This is a genomic window from Seonamhaeicola aphaedonensis (genome assembly GCF_003386195.1).
Taxonomy (GTDB): Bacteria; Bacteroidota; Bacteroidia; order Flavobacteriales; family Flavobacteriaceae; genus Seonamhaeicola; species Seonamhaeicola aphaedonensis.
On the sequence record NZ_QRDX01000002.1, the window covers coordinates 212934 to 233486 of the forward strand.

Annotated in this window: 17 protein-coding genes; 8 read left to right on the forward strand and 9 right to left on the reverse strand. The window is 33.8% G+C overall.

Annotated features, from left to right (window positions below; translation table 11 throughout):
• Positions 1-49: 49 nt before the first annotated feature.
• A complete protein-coding gene (locus tag DFQ02_RS04650; protein WP_116039829.1) occupies positions 50-1129 on the forward strand; it encodes a DUF3667 domain-containing protein in 1080 nt (359 codons plus the stop codon).
• Between the two features lie 7 nt (positions 1130-1136).
• Here DFQ02_RS04650 and uvrA read toward each other — a convergent pair whose 3' ends face one another.
• A complete protein-coding gene (gene uvrA / locus DFQ02_RS04655) occupies positions 1137-3926 on the reverse strand; it encodes an excinuclease ABC subunit UvrA (protein WP_116039830.1) in 2790 nt (929 codons plus the stop codon).
• Between the two features lie 239 nt (positions 3927-4165).
• Here uvrA and DFQ02_RS04660 point away from each other — a divergent pair, with 239 nt between their 5' ends.
• Together DFQ02_RS04660 and DFQ02_RS15160 are read left to right on the forward strand one after the other, a co-directional pair.
• Positions 4166-4750, forward strand: coding sequence for an RNA polymerase sigma factor (locus DFQ02_RS04660; RefSeq protein WP_116039831.1), 585 nt, complete (start codon positions 4166-4168; stop codon positions 4748-4750).
• 57 nt (positions 4751-4807) lie between these two features.
• Positions 4808-4951: a hypothetical protein gene (locus tag DFQ02_RS15160; protein WP_181896354.1), complete on the forward strand. Its 144-nt coding sequence runs from the start codon at positions 4808-4810 to the stop codon at positions 4949-4951.
• A 22-nt stretch (positions 4952-4973) separates the two neighbouring features.
• On the opposite strand, the gene DFQ02_RS04665 is transcribed toward DFQ02_RS15160, so the two are convergent.
• Positions 4974-5633, reverse strand: a complete 660-nt coding sequence (locus DFQ02_RS04665; RefSeq protein WP_116039832.1) for an endonuclease III domain-containing protein — start codon at positions 5631-5633, stop codon at positions 4974-4976.
• 35 nt (positions 5634-5668) lie between these two features.
• Here DFQ02_RS04665 and bcp point away from each other — a divergent pair, with 35 nt between their 5' ends.
• Positions 5669-6121 (forward strand): thioredoxin-dependent thiol peroxidase, encoded by a 453-nt coding sequence (gene bcp / locus DFQ02_RS04670; RefSeq protein ID WP_116039833.1) that lies wholly within the window; start codon positions 5669-5671, stop codon positions 6119-6121.
• A gap of 115 nt (positions 6122-6236) precedes the next feature.
• On the opposite strand, the gene DFQ02_RS04675 is transcribed toward bcp, so the two are convergent.
• Together DFQ02_RS04675 and DFQ02_RS04680 are read right to left on the reverse strand one after the other, a co-directional pair.
• Positions 6237-6725, reverse strand: a complete 489-nt coding sequence (locus tag DFQ02_RS04675; protein ID WP_116039834.1) for a hypothetical protein — start codon at positions 6723-6725, stop codon at positions 6237-6239.
• A gap of 164 nt (positions 6726-6889) precedes the next feature.
• A complete protein-coding gene (locus DFQ02_RS04680) occupies positions 6890-7738 on the reverse strand; it encodes a UDP-2,3-diacylglucosamine diphosphatase (RefSeq protein WP_116039835.1) in 849 nt (282 codons plus the stop codon).
• Positions 7739-8028: 290 nt separating this feature from the next.
• Here DFQ02_RS04680 and aroC point away from each other — a divergent pair, with 290 nt between their 5' ends.
• The 3 genes from aroC to DFQ02_RS04695 all read left to right on the forward strand — a co-directional run bounded on the left by aroC (position 8029) and on the right by DFQ02_RS04695 (position 10571).
• Positions 8029-9090, forward strand: a complete 1062-nt coding sequence (gene aroC / locus DFQ02_RS04685) for a chorismate synthase (RefSeq protein ID WP_116039836.1) — start codon at positions 8029-8031, stop codon at positions 9088-9090.
• A 208-nt stretch (positions 9091-9298) separates the two neighbouring features.
• Positions 9299-9769, forward strand: coding sequence for an acyl-CoA thioesterase (locus DFQ02_RS04690; protein ID WP_220340211.1), 471 nt, complete (start codon positions 9299-9301; stop codon positions 9767-9769).
• Positions 9762-10571 carry a sulfurtransferase gene (locus tag DFQ02_RS04695; protein WP_116039838.1) on the forward strand — a complete coding sequence of 270 codons (810 nt, stop codon included), beginning with the start codon at positions 9762-9764 and terminating at the stop codon, positions 10569-10571. The genes DFQ02_RS04690 and DFQ02_RS04695 overlap by 8 nt, the downstream gene beginning before the upstream one ends.
• 126 nt (positions 10572-10697) lie before the next feature.
• On the opposite strand, the gene DFQ02_RS04700 is transcribed toward DFQ02_RS04695, so the two are convergent.
• The 3 genes from DFQ02_RS04700 to DFQ02_RS04710 all read right to left on the reverse strand — a co-directional run bounded on the left by DFQ02_RS04700 (position 10698) and on the right by DFQ02_RS04710 (position 13878).
• Positions 10698-11408 carry an endonuclease/exonuclease/phosphatase family protein gene (locus DFQ02_RS04700; RefSeq protein ID WP_116039839.1) on the reverse strand — a complete coding sequence of 237 codons (711 nt, stop codon included), beginning with the start codon at positions 11406-11408 and terminating at the stop codon, positions 10698-10700.
• A gap of 152 nt (positions 11409-11560) precedes the next feature.
• Entirely contained in the window at positions 11561-11980 is a 420-nt protein-coding gene (locus DFQ02_RS04705; RefSeq protein ID WP_116039840.1) for a thiol-disulfide oxidoreductase DCC family protein, read from the reverse strand.
• Positions 11981-11997: 17 nt separating this feature from the next.
• Complete coding sequence (locus tag DFQ02_RS04710) at positions 11998-13878, reverse strand: tetratricopeptide repeat protein (protein WP_116039841.1); 1881 nt, start codon at positions 13876-13878, stop codon at positions 11998-12000.
• Positions 13879-14184: 306 nt separating this feature from the next.
• Here DFQ02_RS04710 and DFQ02_RS04715 point away from each other — a divergent pair, with 306 nt between their 5' ends.
• The gene (locus tag DFQ02_RS04715) at positions 14185-15786 is read left to right on the forward strand and encodes a thiol-activated cytolysin family protein (RefSeq protein WP_116039842.1); all 1602 of its coding nucleotides are present in this window, start codon (positions 14185-14187) and stop codon (positions 15784-15786) included.
• 75 nt (positions 15787-15861) lie between these two features.
• Here DFQ02_RS04715 and DFQ02_RS04720 read toward each other — a convergent pair whose 3' ends face one another.
• Together DFQ02_RS04720 and recG are read right to left on the reverse strand one after the other, a co-directional pair.
• Complete coding sequence (locus DFQ02_RS04720) at positions 15862-18030, reverse strand: endonuclease MutS2 (RefSeq protein ID WP_116039843.1); 2169 nt, start codon at positions 18028-18030, stop codon at positions 15862-15864.
• Between the two features lie 355 nt (positions 18031-18385).
• A complete protein-coding gene (gene recG, locus DFQ02_RS04725; protein ID WP_116039844.1) occupies positions 18386-20491 on the reverse strand; it encodes an ATP-dependent DNA helicase RecG in 2106 nt (701 codons plus the stop codon).
• Positions 20492-20553 lie beyond the last annotated feature (62 nt).

A 20553-nucleotide genomic window follows, 5' to 3' on the forward strand; every position in this document is an offset into this window, starting at 1 on the left:
GCTAGTCTTATTCTAAAAACTTTCATATTTTTATGAAAACTGGTTTAATTTGACGAGGAATTCTACAATCATTTGCAAAAATTGTGAAAACACCTTTGAAAAGTGCTTCAAATTTTGTCCGCATTGTGGGCAACAAGCAAAAGATAATCTTACGGTGGGTGTATTGTTTTATAATACCATAAGCAACTATTTTTCTTTTGATGCCCGATTTTTTAAAAGTTTTCTACCCTTAATGCTGAAACCAGGGTATTTAGCGAAAAAATTTGTTGGAGGTAAACGTTTGCTCTATCTACATCCTGCACAATTATATTTATTTATATCGGTAATTTTTTTCTTTTTAATGTCAACACTAATAGTTAGGGAAAACGTTCAAAACATTGATAAAGCTCTTAAAAATGCTGCAGTTGAGCCTTACGTGTTAGATAGTTTAAAAACAGAGACCACCAAGGTTTTAGATTCGGTAAAAATTGATAGTGTCCTAACGCCGTTAAATAACATTAGTTTTAAGGAGATTAACAATGATAATGTAAAAGTTTTAGATTCTTTAATTAAAACTGAAGTCGAAGGAGGTTCTGTTTTGCAATCAGATTTTGGATATAATTTTAGAAACGTGGATTCGCTTGTTGCTTCTGGTGCCTCAGATAAAGAGATTTATAAAGTCATGGGGATGGAAGATAACGCTGGCTACTTAAAGCGAAAGTTTTATGCGCAGACTTTAAAGTTTCTAAAGCAACGAAATGGCGGTCAAATAGTTCAAGCTGCTTATGACGCCATACCAGTGGCATTGTTTATTTTATTACCAATTTTTGCATTAATTCTTAAAATGCTCTTTTACAGGAAAGGTACTTATGCCTATCATTTAGTATTTAGCTTTTATTATTTTGCATTTTTATTTACTGTTTTTAGTGTCATACTAGTAGTAAATACCATGATTGACATTCCCGGTTGGATAGAATCACTTGTAATATTATCAACTTTCTTTTATTTATTAGTTGCAGTAAAACAATTTTATGAAAACGGATGGCTATCTAGTTTTATTAAAACGTGGCTTATTTCATTTTTATATTTAAGTTTTGTGCTTCCAATAGCCTTTTTGGTCTTAATATTTGTTGGCTTTTTGTTTTACTAGAAAAAACTCAATGTAGCTTGCTTTTAAGGTATTTCCCAGTGACCGAATTTGTGTTTTTAATGATTTCTTCAGGAGTTCCAAAAGCTACTAGGTTTCCGCCGTGTTCACCGCCTTCAGGACCTAAATCTATGATGTGGTCTGCACATTTAATGAGTTCTATATTGTGCTCTACTACTATAATGGAGTGTCCATTGTCTATTAAGGCATTAAACGATTTTAACAACTTCTGAATATCATGAAAATGTAAGCCCGTTGTAGGTTCATCGAAAATAAATAAAGCTTTGTCTTTATTGTTTCCCTTTCCCAAAAACGATGCTAATTTAATACGTTGGGCTTCACCGCCCGAAAGCGTAGAAGAACTTTGACCTAAAGTTACATAGCCCAAACCAACATCTTGTAATGGTTGAAGTTTATGCTTAATTTTAGTTTGATTATTGGTTTCAAAAAAAGCAATGGCGTCATCTATGGTCAAGTTTAAAATGTCATCAATATTTTTACCTGCAAACGTTACCTCTAAAACTTCTTTCTTAAAACGTTTTCCTTTACAGGTTTCGCATTCTAAATGCACATCGGCCATAAATTGCATTTCAATAGTAACTTCGCCTTCGCCTTTACAAGTTTCGCACCTCCCGCCATCTACATTAAATGAAAAATGTTTTGCTTTGTAGTTTCTTATTCTACTAAGTTTTTGATTAGCAAATAGTGCTCTAATATCATCATAAGCTTTAATGTAAGTAACAGGATTAGATCTTGAAGAGCGCCCAATAGGGTTTTGGTCTACAAATTCAATATTTTTTAAATTGCCAAAATTACCATTTAGTGCCGTGAACTGCCCAGGTCTATCACCAAAGTCTGTTAATTGTTTTTGTAATGCTGGAAATAAAATCTTTTTCACCAGTGTGCTTTTACCACTACCAGATACACCCGTAACAACCGTTAACATACCTAAAGGAAACGTTACATTGATGTTTTTAAGATTGTTCTCTCTAGCTCCAATAACATCAACATGGTACTTTGAAGACCGTCTGGTTTTGGGAATTTCAATTCTTAGTGATTCATTAAGGTATTGTGCAGTTAACGAGTCTGAAGCTAAAATATCTTCATAGTTGCCATTTGCAACCACGCTACCACCAAAGGTGCCTGCTTCGGGGCCAATATCAATGATGCTATCAGAGGCTTTCATGATGTCTTCGTCATGCTCAACAACAATAACCGTATTGCCTAAATCTCTCAACGACTTTAAAACAGAAATTAATTTTTCAGTGTCTTTTGGATGAAGCCCAATACTTGGTTCGTCTAATATATACATAGAACCTACCAAGCTACTTCCCAGTGAGGTTGCTAAATTAATTCTTTGACTTTCTCCTCCAGACAAGGTGTTTGAACGTCTATTAAGAGTTAAATAATCTAATCCTACATTAGATAAAAATAAAAGGCGGTTATTTATTTCCTTTAGCAATCTTGAAGCAATTTGAGTCTCATAATCATTAAGCTCTAGTTGTTTAAAGAAATTAGACAAGGTCTTTAATGGCATTTCTACTAGGTCTGTTATGGTAACACCCCCAACTTTTACATAATTAGCTTCTACACGTAAACGTTTCCCTTTACAGGCTTTGCATTTGGTCTTCCCGCGATAACGAGATAACATCACCCGATTTTGAATTTTATAGGCTTTTGACTCTAATTCTGTAAAAAATGAGTTGAGACCTTCAAAATATTGATTCCCATCCCAAACAAGTTGTTTTTGTTCTTGAGTTAATTCGAAATATGGCTTGTGAATTGGAAAATTAAATTTGTGTGAATTATTGACCAATTGATCTTTATACCAACTCATACTGTCTCCGCGCCATGGAAAAATAGCATTTTCATAAACAGAAAGCCCTGTGTTGGGTATCACCAAATCTTCATCTATTCCTATGATATCACCATAGCCTTCGCATTTAGGGCAAGCACCATAAGGATTATTAAAGCTGAATAGATGTACATTAGGCTCTAAAAAAGTAATGCCATCTAATTCAAATCGGTTACTAAAAACACGTTGATTGTTACTTTTAAGTGTTTCAATGATGCATTCGCCATTGCCTTCAAAAAAAGCAGTTTGTACGGCATCGGCTAATCGGTTAAAAAAATCCGCTTCATTTTTTGTAATAACTCTATCAACTACTAAATAAATATCCTTTGCATTCTTATCTGAAAGGTCTATTTCATCAATTCTTACCACCTTTGTATCTACTTTAATTCTTGCATAACCTTGTTGATTCAAGACTTTTAATTTGTCTTTTAAAGCTCTTCCAGATTCTAGATGAATAGGAGCAAGAAGTAACAGTTTTTCACCCTCATCAAAAGTTTTTACGTAGTTTAATACATCAGTAACAGTTTCCTTTTTAACTTCATGACCCGAAATGGGTGAATAGGTTTTACCAATTCTAGCAAATAATAACTTAAGGTAATCATATATTTCGGTAGTGGTGCCTACCGTAGATCTGGGATTGGTAGAATTTACCTTTTGTTCAATCGCAATAGCAGGAGCTATGCCTTTTATATAATCAACTTTCGGTTTATTAAGCCTTCCTAAAAATTGGCGTGCATAACTTGATAAACTTTCAACATAACGTCTTTGACCTTCAGCATACAGTGTATCAAACGCTAAACTTGATTTACCAGAACCCGATAAGCCTGTTATAACCACCAATTGGTTTCTTGGTATCACCACATCAATATTTTTTAAATTGTGCAATTTAGCACCTTTAATAATGATGTTTTCCTTAGGGTTAACGTTCAAAATATTAGTATTCATGGGCTTTTAAAGGAATAATCTTGCAAAGATACTATAAGTATTTGAACTTTTAAAGTGTCGACCAACTACAATATTGTGTGAAAAAAATCTTTAAAATCTTGCTTATTAGGAATGATTGTTGTTATATTTGATACATCAATCATAAGTATTAATCAACTTTTCGCCTATAGCATAACATTACTTTTACAAAAATAACCCCAAGCAAAGAAGCCTAACTTCTTGCATTAAAAGTAATCATTATGCAAAATACCCCTAAAACAGACGCTACGCTTGTTAAAAATTATATAAATGGCGATGAATATGCGCTAGAAACCCTTGTTTACAAACACAAACAAAAGGTTTACAGTTTTATCTATTCTAAAGTATATGACAGAGATGTTGCCGAAGATATTTTTCAAGACACTTTTATAAAAGTGATAAGAACCCTAAAAGCAGGTTCTTACAACGAAGAAGGTAAGTTTTTACCATGGGTTATGCGTATTGCTCATAATTTGGTAATAGATTTCTTTAGAAAGAATAGCCGCATGCCCAAATTTGACAATGCTGGTGAATTTAGTATTTTCTCTGTATTGAGTGATTCAAGTTTAAACGCAGAAAAATCCATTATTAAAGAACAGGTTGAAAGTGATGTAAGACGTTTAGTAGATGAACTTCCAGATGATCAAAAAGAGGTGCTATTAATGCGTATGTACAATGACATGAGTTTTAAAGAAATATCTGAAAGAACAGGTGTTAGCATTAATACTGCCTTAGGTAGAATGCGCTACGCTCTTATTAATCTGCGTAAAATTATTGAAAAGCACAATATAGTGCTCACTAATTAGTACAATAAACTAAATTTTGTTGCGTTATCTTTTAAGATTAACCCTTAAATTAAGATAATGGCAAAACTTTACACTGAGAAACATTTTATTAAAAATGAACTAGAACCGAGAGAAGAAACGGTTAAATTTCTTCTAGATTACTCAAAAGCTTTAAGTGTTGTAAATTGTAATAGATTGAAGTTTGAAACGCTTCTAAATTAAACCAGAAAAAGTCCTGATTTTATCAGGACTTTTTCGATTTATAATATTCGTGAATAACAGATTTTCTTCCAATTGTTTTGGTGATAATATCTTTTTCTAAATCCCACCCTCTAGCAGGTGAATACTCTCTGCCGTACCAAATTATTTGAAGATGTAAATCATTCCATAGTTCTTTAGGAAATAAACGTTTCGCATCCTTTTCGGTTTGAACTACATTTTTACCGTTACTAAAATTCCATCTATACATGAGCCTATGAATGTGGGTATCTACTGGAAAAGCAGGTACACCAAAAGCTTGAGACATCACTACACTTGCTGTTTTATGTCCCACAGCTGGTAAGGCTTCTAGAGCCTCAAAACTTTGAGGAACTTGACCATCATGCTTTTCTATAAGAATTTTAGATAAGCCATAAATACCTTTACTTTTCATGGGCGACAAGCCAACGGGTTTTATGATTTCCCTAATTTCTTCCTCAGTAAGTTTTACCATATCGTACGGATTATCTGCCCTTTCAAATAAAAGTGGTGTGATTTGGTTTACCCTAACATCGGTACTTTGTGCAGACATGAGTACTGCAATTAAAAGTGTATAAGGGTCTTTGTGATCTAAAGGAATAGGTATTTCGGGGTAAAGTTTATAAAGTGTATTAATAACAAAGTTTACCCTTTCTTGTTTGGTCATAGGATTGTATTTTTGTAAAAACAAAGTTAAAAATTATGACCACATTAAAGATAGGAGATAAGGCTCCAAATTTTTCGGTAAACAATCAAGATGGAAACCCAATTTCATTAAATGACTATAAAGGAAAGAAGCTCGTGCTGTTTTTTTATCCAAAGGCAAACACGCCAGGTTGTACTCTTGAAGCTTGTAATTTAAGTGATAACTATGAGCGATTTGTATCACAGGGCTATGATGTTTTAGGTGTAAGTGCCGATACTGAAAAAAAACAAAGTAGTTTTAGAGATAAGTTTAAGTTTCCATATCCTTTATTAGCAGATGTTGACAAAGAAGTCATTAATGCCTATGGTGTTTGGGGTCCGAAAAAATTCATGGGACGTGAATATGATGGTATTCACAGAACCACTTTTGTTATTGATGAAAATGGTGTTATTGAAGATGTCATTACTCAAGTTAAAACTAAAGACCATACCAATCAGATTTTGAAATAAGTCAACGTTGAAATAATAAAGGAGACTTCAGTAATATATAAGTGGAAGTTTTTACCTAGTTTCAGTAAAAAAAAAGCGCCATGTTGGCGCTTTTCTATTTTATGTGAATTTGATTTTAGAATTGATAACGAATACTGAGAGCAATATCAAAATCAAGATCATTATTGTTGTAATTATCTTCTCCAAAACCAATTTCAGGTCTAAAGTCTAAAGATATTAGTAAAGGTATTTCAAAATCATATTCAATTCCAATGTCTCCAGCAGCAAAAATAAAAGTATCCGTTATGTCCTCACCGGGAGTGTTAACACTAAACGAACCAATTCCGCCACCAGCACCTACATACCAGTTAAATCCTCCATCTAATGGAAAAACCCATTGGTATAAACCGGCCAATTTAAAACCATCATAATTATTACCATCACGCCACCCTAAATCAACCTCTAAACGATTGTTCTCTCCAAGCGCTCGTTGATATGATATTTCAGCTCCAAATCCATCACTATCACCCATTCTCAATCCAATGGCATTATCAGAAATAACTTGTGCCTCTGTGGTTAATGCAAACCCAATTAATGCTAACGATACTAAAAAAAATTTCTTCATAATTATAATTTTAATTGTTCATAAATTTTCGTATTGATATAAATACGTTGTTTTTTTTCTATTCAGATTTGTTTTACAAAAATAACGCCAAAATTGAATTAATATTTGGCATTACAAAAGAGTTATAAACAATATTATAAATATACTTGAAAGAACCTTTATAGTTAAGCCTGATTTTTTTCATGCGTTTCAACTATAGTAATAGCTGCAATAAGGTCTTTTACCTCCAAATCTTCTATAGATTCATCCATATAAAAAGGAGCTAATTTATCTTTATTGTAATTGTATATTTTCCAGCGTTTAAACTGATACTCTAAGGCTGTAAAGTTTTCTACCCAATCTCCCGAATTTAAATATATGGTACTACCATGTTTATTCTCTTTAAATTCGATTTTTGGCTGATGAATATGACCACAAACTACATAATCATAATCGTTTTCAATGGCAAGGTCAGAAATTACCGTTTCATAATCATTAATAAACTTAACCGCTTTTTTTACACTATTCTTAATCTTTTTTGATAACGAGTAACGCTCTTTCCCTCTCTTAGCCAAATACCAATTAACCAACCTATTTAAAAGAATAAGCAAATCATAACCATAGCCACCAAGTTTAGCCAGCCATTTAGCCTGTTGAATGGAAACATCAAAAACATCGCCGTGAAAGAACCAACCTTTTTTACCATCCATTTCCAGCACTAATTTATCAACTATAGAAATGTTGCCAATATTGGTGCCACTAAATTTTCGAAGCATTTCATCATGATTTCCTGTAATATAAAATATCTCAACCCCATCGGCAGCCATATCCATTATTTTTTTAATGACTTTTAAATGAGATTTTGGGAAATACCGTTTACTAAATTGCCAAATGTCAATAATATCACCATTTAAAATCAGTTTTTTAGGTTCAATGCTATTTAAATACGTGAGTAAGTGTTTAGCATGACAACCGTAGGTGCCTAGGTGCACATCAGAGATTACAGCTATTTCTATTTTCCTCTTAATTTTCAATTTTAGGGAAGATTATTTGACCACAAATAACTGTAATTACTATTACCTAGATATTATCTTATAATTACCTATATATGAGGAGATTGTTAAGTAAATGTTATGCATTATTAGTTCTTAAAATTTCCGTTTAAATCAATATCAATACTTAATTTCTAATAGAAAACTAAAGCGCTTGTTAAATCATATTTATTTTTGAAAATTGAAATGAAGCTATCCAAAATGATGAAAATGTTGTTCGTTTCATTTTCGTATATCTGATAATAGAATTATTTTAGCGCAAAACTTTTACTATGGCAGGAAATTCCTTTGGAAAACTTTTCAATTTAACCACTTACGGAGAGTCTCATGGTGTGGCTTTAGGGGGCGTTATAGACGGTTGTCCTCCTGGTATTGCATTAGATTTAGATGCTATTCAACATGAGTTAGATAGGCGTAAACCAGGGCAATCTGCCATTGTAACCCAACGTAAAGAACCAGACACTGTAAAATTTCATTCTGGTATTTTTGAAGGCAAAACAACAGGAACACCCATTGGGTTTGTTATTGAAAATACCAACCAGAAATCGCATGACTACTCACACATAAAAGACAGTTACAGACCAAGTCATGCCGATTATGTATACGACAAAAAATATGGTATTAGAGATTATCGTGGTGGCGGACGCAGTTCTGCACGCGAAACTTCTTGTAGGGTAGTGGCTGGTGCCATCGCAAAACAAGTGCTCAAAAATGTTGAAATTACGGCTTATGTGTCTAGCGTAGGGACTATGAAGTTAGAGAAACCTTATACTGAGCTAGATTTATCGAAGGCCGAAGAAAACATCGTACGTTGTCCAGATATGGATATGGCATCACAAATGGAAAACTATATTAAGGAGGTGAGAAGCAAAGGAGATACGGTTGGTGGTATTGTTAGTTGTGTTATCAAAAATGTACCCGTTGGACTAGGAGAACCGGTGTTTGATAAATTACATGCCGAATTAGGTAAAGCTATGCTTTCTATTAATGCTGTAAAAGGCTTTGAATACGGGAGCGGTTTTCACGGTAGCACCATGTATGGCAGTGACCATAACGATGCTTTTAATAACGATGGTTCTACAAAAACTAATTATTCAGGTGGTATTCAAGGAGGTATTACAAACGGTATGGATATTTACTTTAATGTGGCATTTAAGCCTGTTGCTACCCTTATTCAGAAATACGAAACCATAGATAAAGAAGGGAATACGGTTGAAATGCAAGGTAAGGGGCGTCACGATCCCTGTGTCGTACCAAGAGCTGTACCCATTGTAGAAGCCATGGCAGCATTGGTTTTAGCAGACTTTTATTTAATTAATAAGATGTATTCTTAGGAGCTATTTCCCGCTTTCAGTAGTCGCTTCCCGATAATAGTATCGGGAGAGCTCCAACAAATACTTCAATCGGGGCTAGGGGTAAAGGCTAACATGGAGCTTATCTATTTAATGTTTATATTTAGGTAATTCAATAATCATGCTGTATTACTGGTTGCACCTTGCGTATATATTTATTGGTTCCAAGTTTTTTTGGAAACCAGTTGATTTGGCTACCAATCTTACCAGAAGCCGTCGCGTAAGTATTCTAGATTGCGAGGCCTTTCGGTTTATGGCAAACTCCAAGTATTTTTATTACATGGATTTGATTCGATTTGAAATTATGTTTCGAACCAATTTATATAAGCATACCGTTAATAAAGGTAAATTCCCTGTACTTGGTGGTCAAAAAATAATTTACAAAAAGCCTCTAAAACGTTGGACAAAGTTTAGTATTACCCTAATGCTAGAAGGTTGGGATGACCATTGGGTGTATCACCGGCAGGTTTTTACAAGAAATAACGAAATTTGCGCTATTGGGTTTACCAAAGTTGGTTTTTGGTATAAACAAAAGATTCAAGATATAAGACCTATTATTTTAGAAAGTGGTATAACTAAAGCAGAAATGCCTGTTTCAAAAGAGGTTTTGGACTTTTTTAGTAACGATTATAATATTTTAAAAGGTGAAAATAATGATTGATAACCCTTTAGTTTCCGTACAATGGCTTAACGAACATCTAGATAATCCAAATCTTGTTGTGTTAGATGGTACAATCAATAAGACATTTGATGCCAATCTACAGCAGATTCCTAAAGCCCGCTTTTTTGACATAAAACTTAAATTTAGTGATATCTCGGGAGAATTTCCGAGCACATTCCCCAGTCAAGAACAATTTCAGGAGGAAGCCAGAAAATTAGGTATCAATAAAAACAGCACTATTGTGGTGTATGATGATAAAGGCATTTATTCCAGTGCTCGGGTTTGGTGGCTATTTAGAGCTTTTGGTCACTTTAATGTGGCCGTTTTAGATGGTGGTTTTCCAGAGTGGATAAAATCAGGCTATCCAACAGAAATCATGAGCGGGTTTAAAGGAGAAACAGGCGATTTTGAAGCAAAGCTTCAGCAAGGATACATGGTGTTTTTTGAGGATGTACAAAAAGCCTCGGCAGGCAAATCTCATACTATTGTGGATGCACGCTCAAGCGGACGGTTTAATGGCGAAGTTCCTGAGCCCCGCGCGGGGTTGCGTAGTGGAACTATTCCAAATTCGATGAATTTACCTTTTACCGATTTATTGATGCATGGCGTGTTTAAATCGGAAGACGATGTGAAAACCTTGTTTGCCAAAGTCATCGAAACCAAAGACACACCCACTATTTTTTCCTGTGGCTCTGGCATTACGGCCTGTGTTTTAGCTTTAGGAGCTGAAATGTCTGGATATCAAAATATTTCTGTATACGATGGGTCTTGGACGGAGTGGGGGAGCTTGGTTAAAGAGTAATATGGAATTGATATCGAGTTGTAATTATGATTAACATAGTAAATAAACACCCAAACTGAAAATCCGAGAGGATTTTTGTCAGTTAGCTTATACTAGGAATTAGTTTTAGTTATTTTTTGCGTGTCGTTATTTTTTTATATTAGCTATTATTGGCATGTGGTCACTAACATCTAACCAATTTTCAGCAATTCCGACTTCTAATTTGTTTAATCTATTTTTAAATTCAGTTAAGCCAAATACATAGTCAATATGATAAGGTCTTTCGAGTTTTCGCTGAAAATATAAAGTCGGCAGACTTTCTTTGCCCTGTTCTTCTTGTTTTAACTTATGATAGAAGCTTTCAATTCCGATTTCTTTAAGTTCGTTCACAACATCTGAATGATTCCACCATCTATCCCATTCGTCCCATATTTTGTTACTGTTGAAATCTCCAATCAAAAGAATGTTTTTCATTTTGTCTCGATTTACTTGAAGGTACTTCCAAAACTGTCCGATATAACCAAAGTTTGGTGAGTTATTTCTGTGAGTCCAAACAGCTAATAAGTTAAATTCCTCGTTTATTCGACACGGAAAAAAGTGTTTTACACTATGGCCTTTGAATTGATTTGACCAATATAATTCTTCAAGTTTAATTTCAGGTTTTGCAAATATTGCAAGTCCTTTGTTTTTAGTGTCTCCCTTCCAAATATAATTCTTAGCCCAATTTTGATATTCCTTATGTTTTGATTCGGTTGGATTTTCACATTCTTGGACTACATAAATATCAGCATTAAGTTCCGCAATTCGGTTGAACTTTTTTCTAAATGCTCCATTACAATTCCAAGTTACTATTCTCAATTTTCAACGGTTTTTTATAATACACATCAAGTAGAATATAAATTCAGTTCTAATGGCGTTTATAGTCTGGTAAAAAAGTTAGGCTTTAAGGACTTAAAAGTAAATATTTAAGACTTTGCTTGAAAGAAAAGTTTTCAACACTAAAAAGTTAATTACCCCAAAAACTTACGCTTCAATTCCGGGGTTGGAATCATGCAGGCCTCTTTTTTGCCATACCATTTGTAACGGTTTCTGGCAATATAATCATACACCCAATTGCGTAAAACGGTTGGGATAATGAAAAAGATGGCAGCTAAATTTCTAGGGAAACCTAACTGTTTGGCAACTTTTAACGCTGCTGTAGATTTGTAAGTGATCCCTTGTTCTGGGGTGTAAAGCAGAATGGAGTCTATAGTGTTGGAGTCAATATTGTAATGCTTGATGATGTTTTGTCCAATGTCGCTTTGCAGCGGTGCAAACAAAAAAAGGTCTTTCTTATCATGCTTAATAACATATTGCACAGCGCTGTTGCAAAGGTTACAAACACCATCAAATAGGATAAGTTTTTTGCTTTTGGGAATGTCTGGTTTCATAAAGTAAAGATATAGCTTTAAAGACTATTTAAAAAGACGTTTAAATCGGTTTCTTTATCAAGGTTTAATTTCTTTTTAAGTCGGTATTTACTCTTTAAAACACTCTCTGGCAATACATTGAGCATAGAGGCAATTTCTTTTGTGGAGAGGTTCATACGTAAAAAGGAGGCCAATCGTATTTCTTTTTCGGTAATATCAGCATACACGGTTTTAAGCTTGTTATCAAAGTTATTGTGTACTTCAGAAAAATAAGATTTGAAAATCTCCCAATCTTTGTCTTCCGCACTTTCTTTTTTAAGGAGCATTACTAATCTCCTAAATTCAACTTTAAACAACTCTGGTGACTGTTTAATTTTTTCCAGATTTTCTTTCAATTCTTGAATAAACGTATTCTTTTGCACCAAGTGTAGTGTCTGACTTGCCAGTTCCTTCTTTTTAAATGCAATTTCTTGTTTATAAATAGCTTCCTGCTTTTCGCGTTCTATTTGGTTTTTCTTAATACGCTGTTTAAAACCAAAAAATAATAATCCGGCAATAACAATGAAGGATATCATGCCCGTACCATAAAGGGTTTTAGTGAGTTTATCGTTTTTAGCTTGTACGTTTAAGGTTTTTATTTCTTCGTTTTGTAAAGCTATTTGTGCTTCTTTTTTTTCGGTTTCGTATATTGTTTTTAACTCTTCAATTTTCTTAGAAACTTCTATATTATCTATACTATCAGAAATTTTGTGATATTCCTTTGTATCTATAAGCGCTTTTTTAAAGGCATTATTTTTTTCATGGATATAAGATCTTATGTAGTAACCCTTTTTTAACATAAAGTAAGCACCTATAGAGTCTGCCTTTTTAATTGCCAAGTTTATAGTTTGCATTGCTTTGTTATCATTGTTTTGTTCTGCAAGGGTTTTAGCTAATTGGATGAGAATTGAAATATAATCAACCGAATTTTCTTGATTTTTTATTAGTTCTAAACTTCTATTCAAGTAATTTGTGGCAACATCATATTTTTCTTCAATGGTATAGATTTCTGCAAGATTGTTAAGGGCTTTAGACTCACCATCTATGATATTATGTGTTTTGGCAATTTTTAAAGAGGCTTCTAAGTGTTCTTTGGCCTTATCATAGGCTTTCAAATTAATGTAAGCAGCTCCTAAATTAAGATAGGTGTTACACATATATATATTATCATTTAGTTCTGTGTAGGTTGCAAGAGCTTTTAAAAAGTATGTAATAGCGCTTTCATTTTGGTTTCTTTGAATTTCTATATTCCCTATTTGAGCGTTTAAATCTGCACGCCTGTAGGTTTCTCTGTTTATAGTATCTAGAATTTTTAAAGCTTTTATACTTTCTGATAACGCCGTTTTGTAGTCTCCTTTGTCTGTATAAATTAATGCTTTATTGCCAATATTAACACCATAACTTAAGTAGTCTTTATTTTTAATAAATCTTTCTGAGGCCTCATTTCTTAAGGTAATAGCTTTTTCAAAGTCACCCTTTTTTAGAGCTATTCCGGCTAAAACAGATAAAGATTTAGGTTGCATTACGGTATCGTTATACTTTATTGCTAAAGCCAAGGTTTTGTTATAGTGATATTCAGAGGAGTCTATTTTATTAATTAAATCATAATACACCCCTAAATGAAAATGCCCCACGGTTTCACCAGACTCATAGTTGATTTTTTTTGATAGTGCAATACAATTTTCAGCATGGATTTTACCTGATTTTGGATTGGTATAAACTTCGGCGTAAAATAACCTTGCCGATGTTTGTACCTTTTTATAGGTATCAGGCATGGTGTTATAATCATTTTTTAGGCTATCAATATATTTTTGGTCTTGTGCTAAGGCTGCATTTAAAACAAAAATTGAAAACAAAAGGCATAAAAATCTATGTTGCATAGCTTGATATTTTAAAACTCTAAGATAGGTATTATATCAATTCCTAGGAGGGGCTGGTTTGCAGATGAAAAATATCTTGTCCATAAAAAGTCTATTGATTTCAAAATTATTACAGAACAAAATACTATTTAAAATACTGTATATCAATATATTAAATACTTCATTGTGTTTTTGTGATTTGTTCTTGTCCATAGGGTGTTTGTGTGTTTTTATGAAAGGCTGTCCATACTTTGTCCATGCTAAAAATTAGATTTTAGAGTTGTTGGTGTCTAGTTTTGAAGTGTTGAATCACAAAAATTAGAAATTATGAAAACACAGCTATTAACAATCAAGCCTAGTAAGTTAGGTGTCATCTTATGTTTAATGCTATTTACTTTTTTAAGTTGTAGTACAGAAAGTACAGATGATAGAGGAGGAGAAGCTCCAGTATCTGGAGACAAATTACTGGAAATTAATAATTTTCTGGCTAGTCTATCTGATTTTAGCCAACCAGAAGTGTCTGGCGAACAACTTTTGGAGGAAAGTGAACCAGAGCGTGAAGGACAAACGGACGAATGTGTTGTTAAAAAATATAAAATGGCACCCGGTTTTAGTGAAATGATACTTTTAGATCCTACTAGCGATGTTATTTATCCTGGAGCCATGTTAAGAGGAGAATCTATACCAACCGGAGAATACATTGGCATTACTGGTGGTAGAGCGCCCATAACCTTATCAGTATCACTAGAAAACTTAAACGGCAAACCCTCAACGGTAATTAATAATCCTAATATTAATACCGTTAGAGAAGGGGTTAAAGATATGTTGCAACAGGGAGTAACGGGTTCGGCATCAGCTAAAGTTAATTTCACTACCGAGGAAGTATACTCAGAAGAGCATTTAAATATTGCTTTGGGAGCCAGTTATACCAAAGGAAAAAACAGTGTTTCAGGATCTTTTAACTTTAATAGCTCAGAAAAAAAATATAAATATGTCGTTAAATATCTGCAGGTAAATTATACCATTGATTTAGCTATCGAGGACAGCGAGAATCCAGGGAAACTCTTTACTCAAGAACCAAATTTAGATGGCACAAGTCCAGTAATAGTATCATCGGTTAAATATGGAAGAATGCTTTTATATACCGTAGAAACAAATGCTGGATTTACAGATACCCAAGCTGCTTTTAATGCTGCTTTTAGTGGTGGAGAGGTAGATGGGCAAGGTGAGCACCAAAGTTTTTGGAATAGTTCTACGGTAAAAGCTTTGGTTATTGGTGGTAACTCGAGTGACGCAGCTCAAGTTGTTAGTGGGCCAGAAGGTGTTTATAATTATATAACCCAAGGGGGTGAGTATTCTGCAAATTCACCTGGTGCACCTTTGGGTTATACACTACGTTATATTAGAAAAGGATTCCCTATTGCCAATGTTGTTTTATCAAGCGAGTACAATATTAGAACCTGTTATCAAGCGTATCAAAAGTTTGGTATTCAGCTTTATGGTTTGAACCTATATGATAATAAAGAATTTAACGACAACCTCAGTTTACGTGGTACTATGAAAGCAGCTATTTATCAAGATGGTGTGAAAAAGGCATCAGTATCTTACACGCGCACCTCAAATGATTATATCAAACCCAATGAGGGACAGTTTTGGGCCATTCCATCAGGTGATGAAATTAGAGAGGTAGAATTATATATGCTCGATTTACAAAACGATTACGTATTTCTATCTGCAGAATTTTGGGAAGATGACGTGATAGGGTCTAATGACTATTTAGGAAAAACTGAACGTACTATCTTTCTAAAAGATGTTCAAAATGGAAAAGATAAAGATGGTGATGGCGATGATGATTATGTAAGATTGCTTTTAACCGAAGACCCTGATGTTGATATGCGTACCTATTTCTATGTTTGGCGAGTTTATTAAATAACAATCAGGTTTAGCTATTAATCAAAGCAGCTGGCATCTTAAGTTGTAGATTCAACAACTTGGTGCTGGCTGTTACTTTTTAGTCTCTACCAATTCCAATTGCTCTATACTAACGTTGGTAGTAAAAATGCCATAGTTTACAATGGCTTTATTTTTTTCTATTTTATCTATGGTGCCTATAGACCGTCCGTCTTCAATTCTCACCCGATCACCTATTTTTAAAACAGGTTTTGGTTTTGGTGGTTGTTGCGCTTTGCGTGCTTTTTCTTCTTTTTTCTTTTTTCTAATAACTTCAACCTTTTTTTCAACTTCTTTTTTAACCTGAGTTTCTTTCGCTTTTTCAGCTTTTTTCTGTTTTGCCGAAGTACGCTTGCGTTTAGAGTTTTCTATTTGAATTAGCTTAAAAAGTTCAGACATTAACTCACGCTTTTGTTTATTGTTGAAGTATTTTTCGGCTAAATCATTTACTTTTTGTCCCAAGTAAATTAAACGTTGATTACTATCATATAATTCTTGGTAACTCTCTAGTTTTCTCTGAATTTTTGCATTGATTTCTTCCAGTCTTTCGGCTTCCTCACCTTTTTTCTTTTCATTAAGCTTTAGCGATAGTCCTGTTTTCTCCAATTTAGAACGTTCTTTTTGAAGTTTCGCAATGGTGGCGTCAAAACGTACCTTACTGCGTTCAATCTTCTTTTTTGCGCGGTTTATTAAACTGAAAGGAATCCCATTTTTTTGTGCGACTTCAAAAGTAAAACTACTGCCAGCTTGCCCTACCACCAATTTAAACATGGGCTCCAACGTTCGTTCGTTAAACAACATGTTAGCATTGGTCATATCTGGTAATTCTGTAGCTAGAATCTTTAAATTGGAGTAGTGTGTGGTAATGATACCAAAGGCTTCTCGATGGTAAAACTCTTCTAAAAAAGTTTCGGCTAGTGCGCCTCCAAGTTCGGGGTCACTACCAGTACCAAATTCGTCAATTAAAAACAGGGTGTTCTTATTGCATTTTTTTAAGAAATAATTCATTTGTTTAAGGCGATAGCTATAGGTGCTCAAATGATTTTCAATAGATTGATTATCACCAATATCGCTTAAAATTCTATCAAACAAACACGCTTTACTACGTTCGTGAACCGGAATTAACAGGCCACTTTGTAGCATTACTTGCAATAACCCGATGGTTTTAAGTGTGATACTTTTACCACCAGCATTGGGGCCAGAAATAACAATAATCCTACTATTTTGTTTTAACTCTATGGTTTGAGGAAATGTTTTTTCATGCTTTTGCAAGTTGGTTAAATAAAGTAAAGGATGATAAGCATCACGCAAAAACATGGTACGTTCTTCTGTTATTTCAGGTAGAATAGCATTCATAGAACGCGCATATTTAGCTTTGGCTGAAATAACATCTAAGGCAATTAAAAAGTTCTGAGAGTCTTTTAAATAGGGATTAAACGGTCGAATATAGTTGGTTACCTCCTTTAAAATTCTGATAATTTCTTCTTTCTCTTCATATTCTAGATTGCTGAGTTCTCTACTGTGTTGCAGGGTGGCTTCAGGTTCAATATAGACAATACTGCCTGTTTTGCTACTACCCATGATAGAACCTCGAACTTTTTTTCTATACATAGCTTTTACAGCCAGTACACGTCTATTTTCTATAACAGACTCTCTGATATCATCTAAAAAATCTTGGTTATGATACATATTCAAAGCCGTGGTAAAACTTTGATTTATTTTTCCTTTTACCAGATTAATGGATTGCCGCAGTTGATATAGTAAATCTGAAGCATTGTTTTTTATATCGCCAAATCTATCAATGACGTTGTCAATCTTTTGGATAATCTCTAGAGTTACTTCAATATTTGAGGAGAAGCTATTTAGTTGTGGATAGTATTTCTTAAACTTCTCTAGAAAAAGGACAATTTCGTTGGTTGTAGACGATATTGAAACTATTTTTTTTAAACTATAAACTTCTAAATAGGTGTTCTCTATGTTTAGTAACTTTAACTCTTTGTTTATGGTTTCAAAACGATGCCCAGGGATACGATTATCATTTTCAAATGACGCTAAATATTCATTAGTTAAAGCAAGTGATTCTAAAACATCTCTTTTGTTTTTAAAGGGGGTAATTTGTAATGCACTCTCGTTTCCTAGAGGTGTTATACAATGTTCGCTTACCTGCTCTAAAACGGTAGAAAACTCTAAATCTTCTAATGTTTTCTTATGAATATTTATCATTTTTAAAATGCAATAAGGATAGCAAATTTAAGCATTCTGTTTAGATGTGACTACTGATAAATCATTCTTAAAAAATGTTAATTAACATAGTGGTATTATTCTTTAACAAAATTCTAACTTAAGTTTCTGTTTTACGCTATACATTGTAAATAATTATTTGAGTACCAACATTAATCAAAAAACAAACAGTTCAAACGAAATCTCAGTCCTGAATTATAAGTGACTGAGATTTTTTTTTCGTTTTAGAGGTAACAATAGAAGGTTGATTTACAGAGTAATAAAAGATAGATCTAAATATAATAAAACTAACTGTTAGTATAATTTTTATGGTTAAGTCATTTTAAGCTGAACCATTCTAGCTAATATAATTCCAAATGTTTTTGAATTTAGACATGGCTTTGTAAGTGTTTAATATTTTATGATTTTCTATAGAAGTAAGTGTGGGGTCTTTTGTTAAAACAGCTTTGGCGTAATATCTAGCTTTTTGAAGAATATCCTTGTCTTTTACGATGTCTGCAATTCTAAGGTTTAAGACACCACTTTGTTGGGTGCCCATGATATCTCCTGGTCCACGAAGTTTTAAATCTACTTCAGCAATTTCAAAACCATCATTAGTTCTAACCATAGTGTCTAACCGGGTTTTACTATCGTTAGTAAGTTTGTGGCTGGTCATTAAAATGCAGTAACTCTGTTCTGCACCTCGCCCTACACGTCCGCGTAACTGATGAAGCTGAGAAAGTCCAAAACGTTCCGCGCTTTCTATAATCATCACAGAAGCATTGGGTACATTAACGCCAACCTCAATAACAGTAGTTGCTACCATGATTTGGGTGTCGCCATTAATGAAACGTTGCATTTCATAGTCTTTATCTGTAGGCTTCATCTTACCATGCACAATGGAGATTTGGTAGTATGGTAATGGAAAATCTCGAGAAATACTCTCATAGCCGTCCATCAGGTCTTTATAATCCATGGTTTCACTTTCCTTGATTAACGGATATACGATATAAATCTGTCGACCTTTTTTAATTTCGTCTTTTATAAATCGAAATACATTAAGACGATTTTTGTCGTAACGATGAACGGTTTTAATCTCTTTTCTTCCAGGTGGTAATTCGTCAATGATCGAGATATCTAAGTCGCCATAGACAGACATGGCCAAGGTACGCGGAATAGGGGTGGCAGTCATCACTAAAATGTGTGGGGGTGAAATGTTTTTATGCCATAATTTACTCCGTTGGGCTACTCCAAATCGATGTTGTTCATCTATAATAGCAAGTCCCAAATTCTTAAATTTCACCTTATCTTCAAGTAGGGCATGGGTGCCGATGAGTATTTGTAAATCGCCATTTTCTAGAGATTTGTGAATTTTATCTCTAATTGAAGTCTTAGTTGATCCGGTTAGTATTTCTATATTGATATTCAATGTTTTACACCATTCAAGTAATCCATTATAGTGTTGAGCTGACAAAATTTCAGTTGGAGCCATTAAGCAAGCTTGAAAACCGTTGTCAAGTGCTATTAACATTGACATAAACGCTACAATAGTCTTTCCAGAACCCACATCTCCTTGCAAAAGTCGGTTCATTTGTGCATTGCTTCCTAAATCGGCTCGAATTTCTTTTAAAACACGTTTCTGGGCATTGGTCAATTTAAAGGGTAAATACTCATTGTAAAACGTATTAAAATAGTTGCCAACTTTTTCAAAAGAGTGTCCTTTAATTTTAGATTTATGAATTAAGTTTTTTAGAATTAGCTGTAATTGAATAAAGAAAAGCTCCTCAAACTTTAACCTTAATTGTGCTTTTGAAAGCAGCTCTTGACTTTTGGGAAAATGGATATTTAATAATGCTTCACTTTTTGAAATTAGATGTAATTCTGAAAGTAAAAAAGGGGAAAGCGTTTCAGAAAACTTTCCTTTAGTCTCTAAAAAGAGTTGCTGTACAATTTTGCTAACCACACGGTTACTAATGCCTTTATTTGATAACTTTTCAGTAGATGGATATATTGGTTGAATACCAGAACTTAAACTTTTTTTATGGTCTTCGGTAGTTTCTATATCTGGATGAGGCATACTGAACTTACTATTGAACCAATTAGTTTTTCCAAAAATAACATAAGGTGTATTGAGTTTTAAACTTTCTCTAATCCACTTCTGGCCTCTAAACCAAACCAATTCCATAGTTCCCGTATCATCTTGGAACGTGGCAACCAATCGTTTTCCTCGTTTTTGAGCAATTTCTTTAAAGCCGGTAATAACTCCAACCACCTGTATTTCGGCATTACTTTGTTGAATTTGATTGATTTTGTAATAGCGTGTTCTATCTATATAGCGGTTGGGAAATAGGTTTAGCAAATCTTGATAGGTATGTATACCTAACTCCTTCTTTAGTAAATCGGCTCTATTGGGGCCAACACCTTTAAGGTAGTCTATGGGAGTTTGTAAAAAAGCGGTATTCATAAAACTAAAATAATTCTTTTGAAACGAATTGCAAGTGGCATTTAGGATTAAAGTTTGCTATA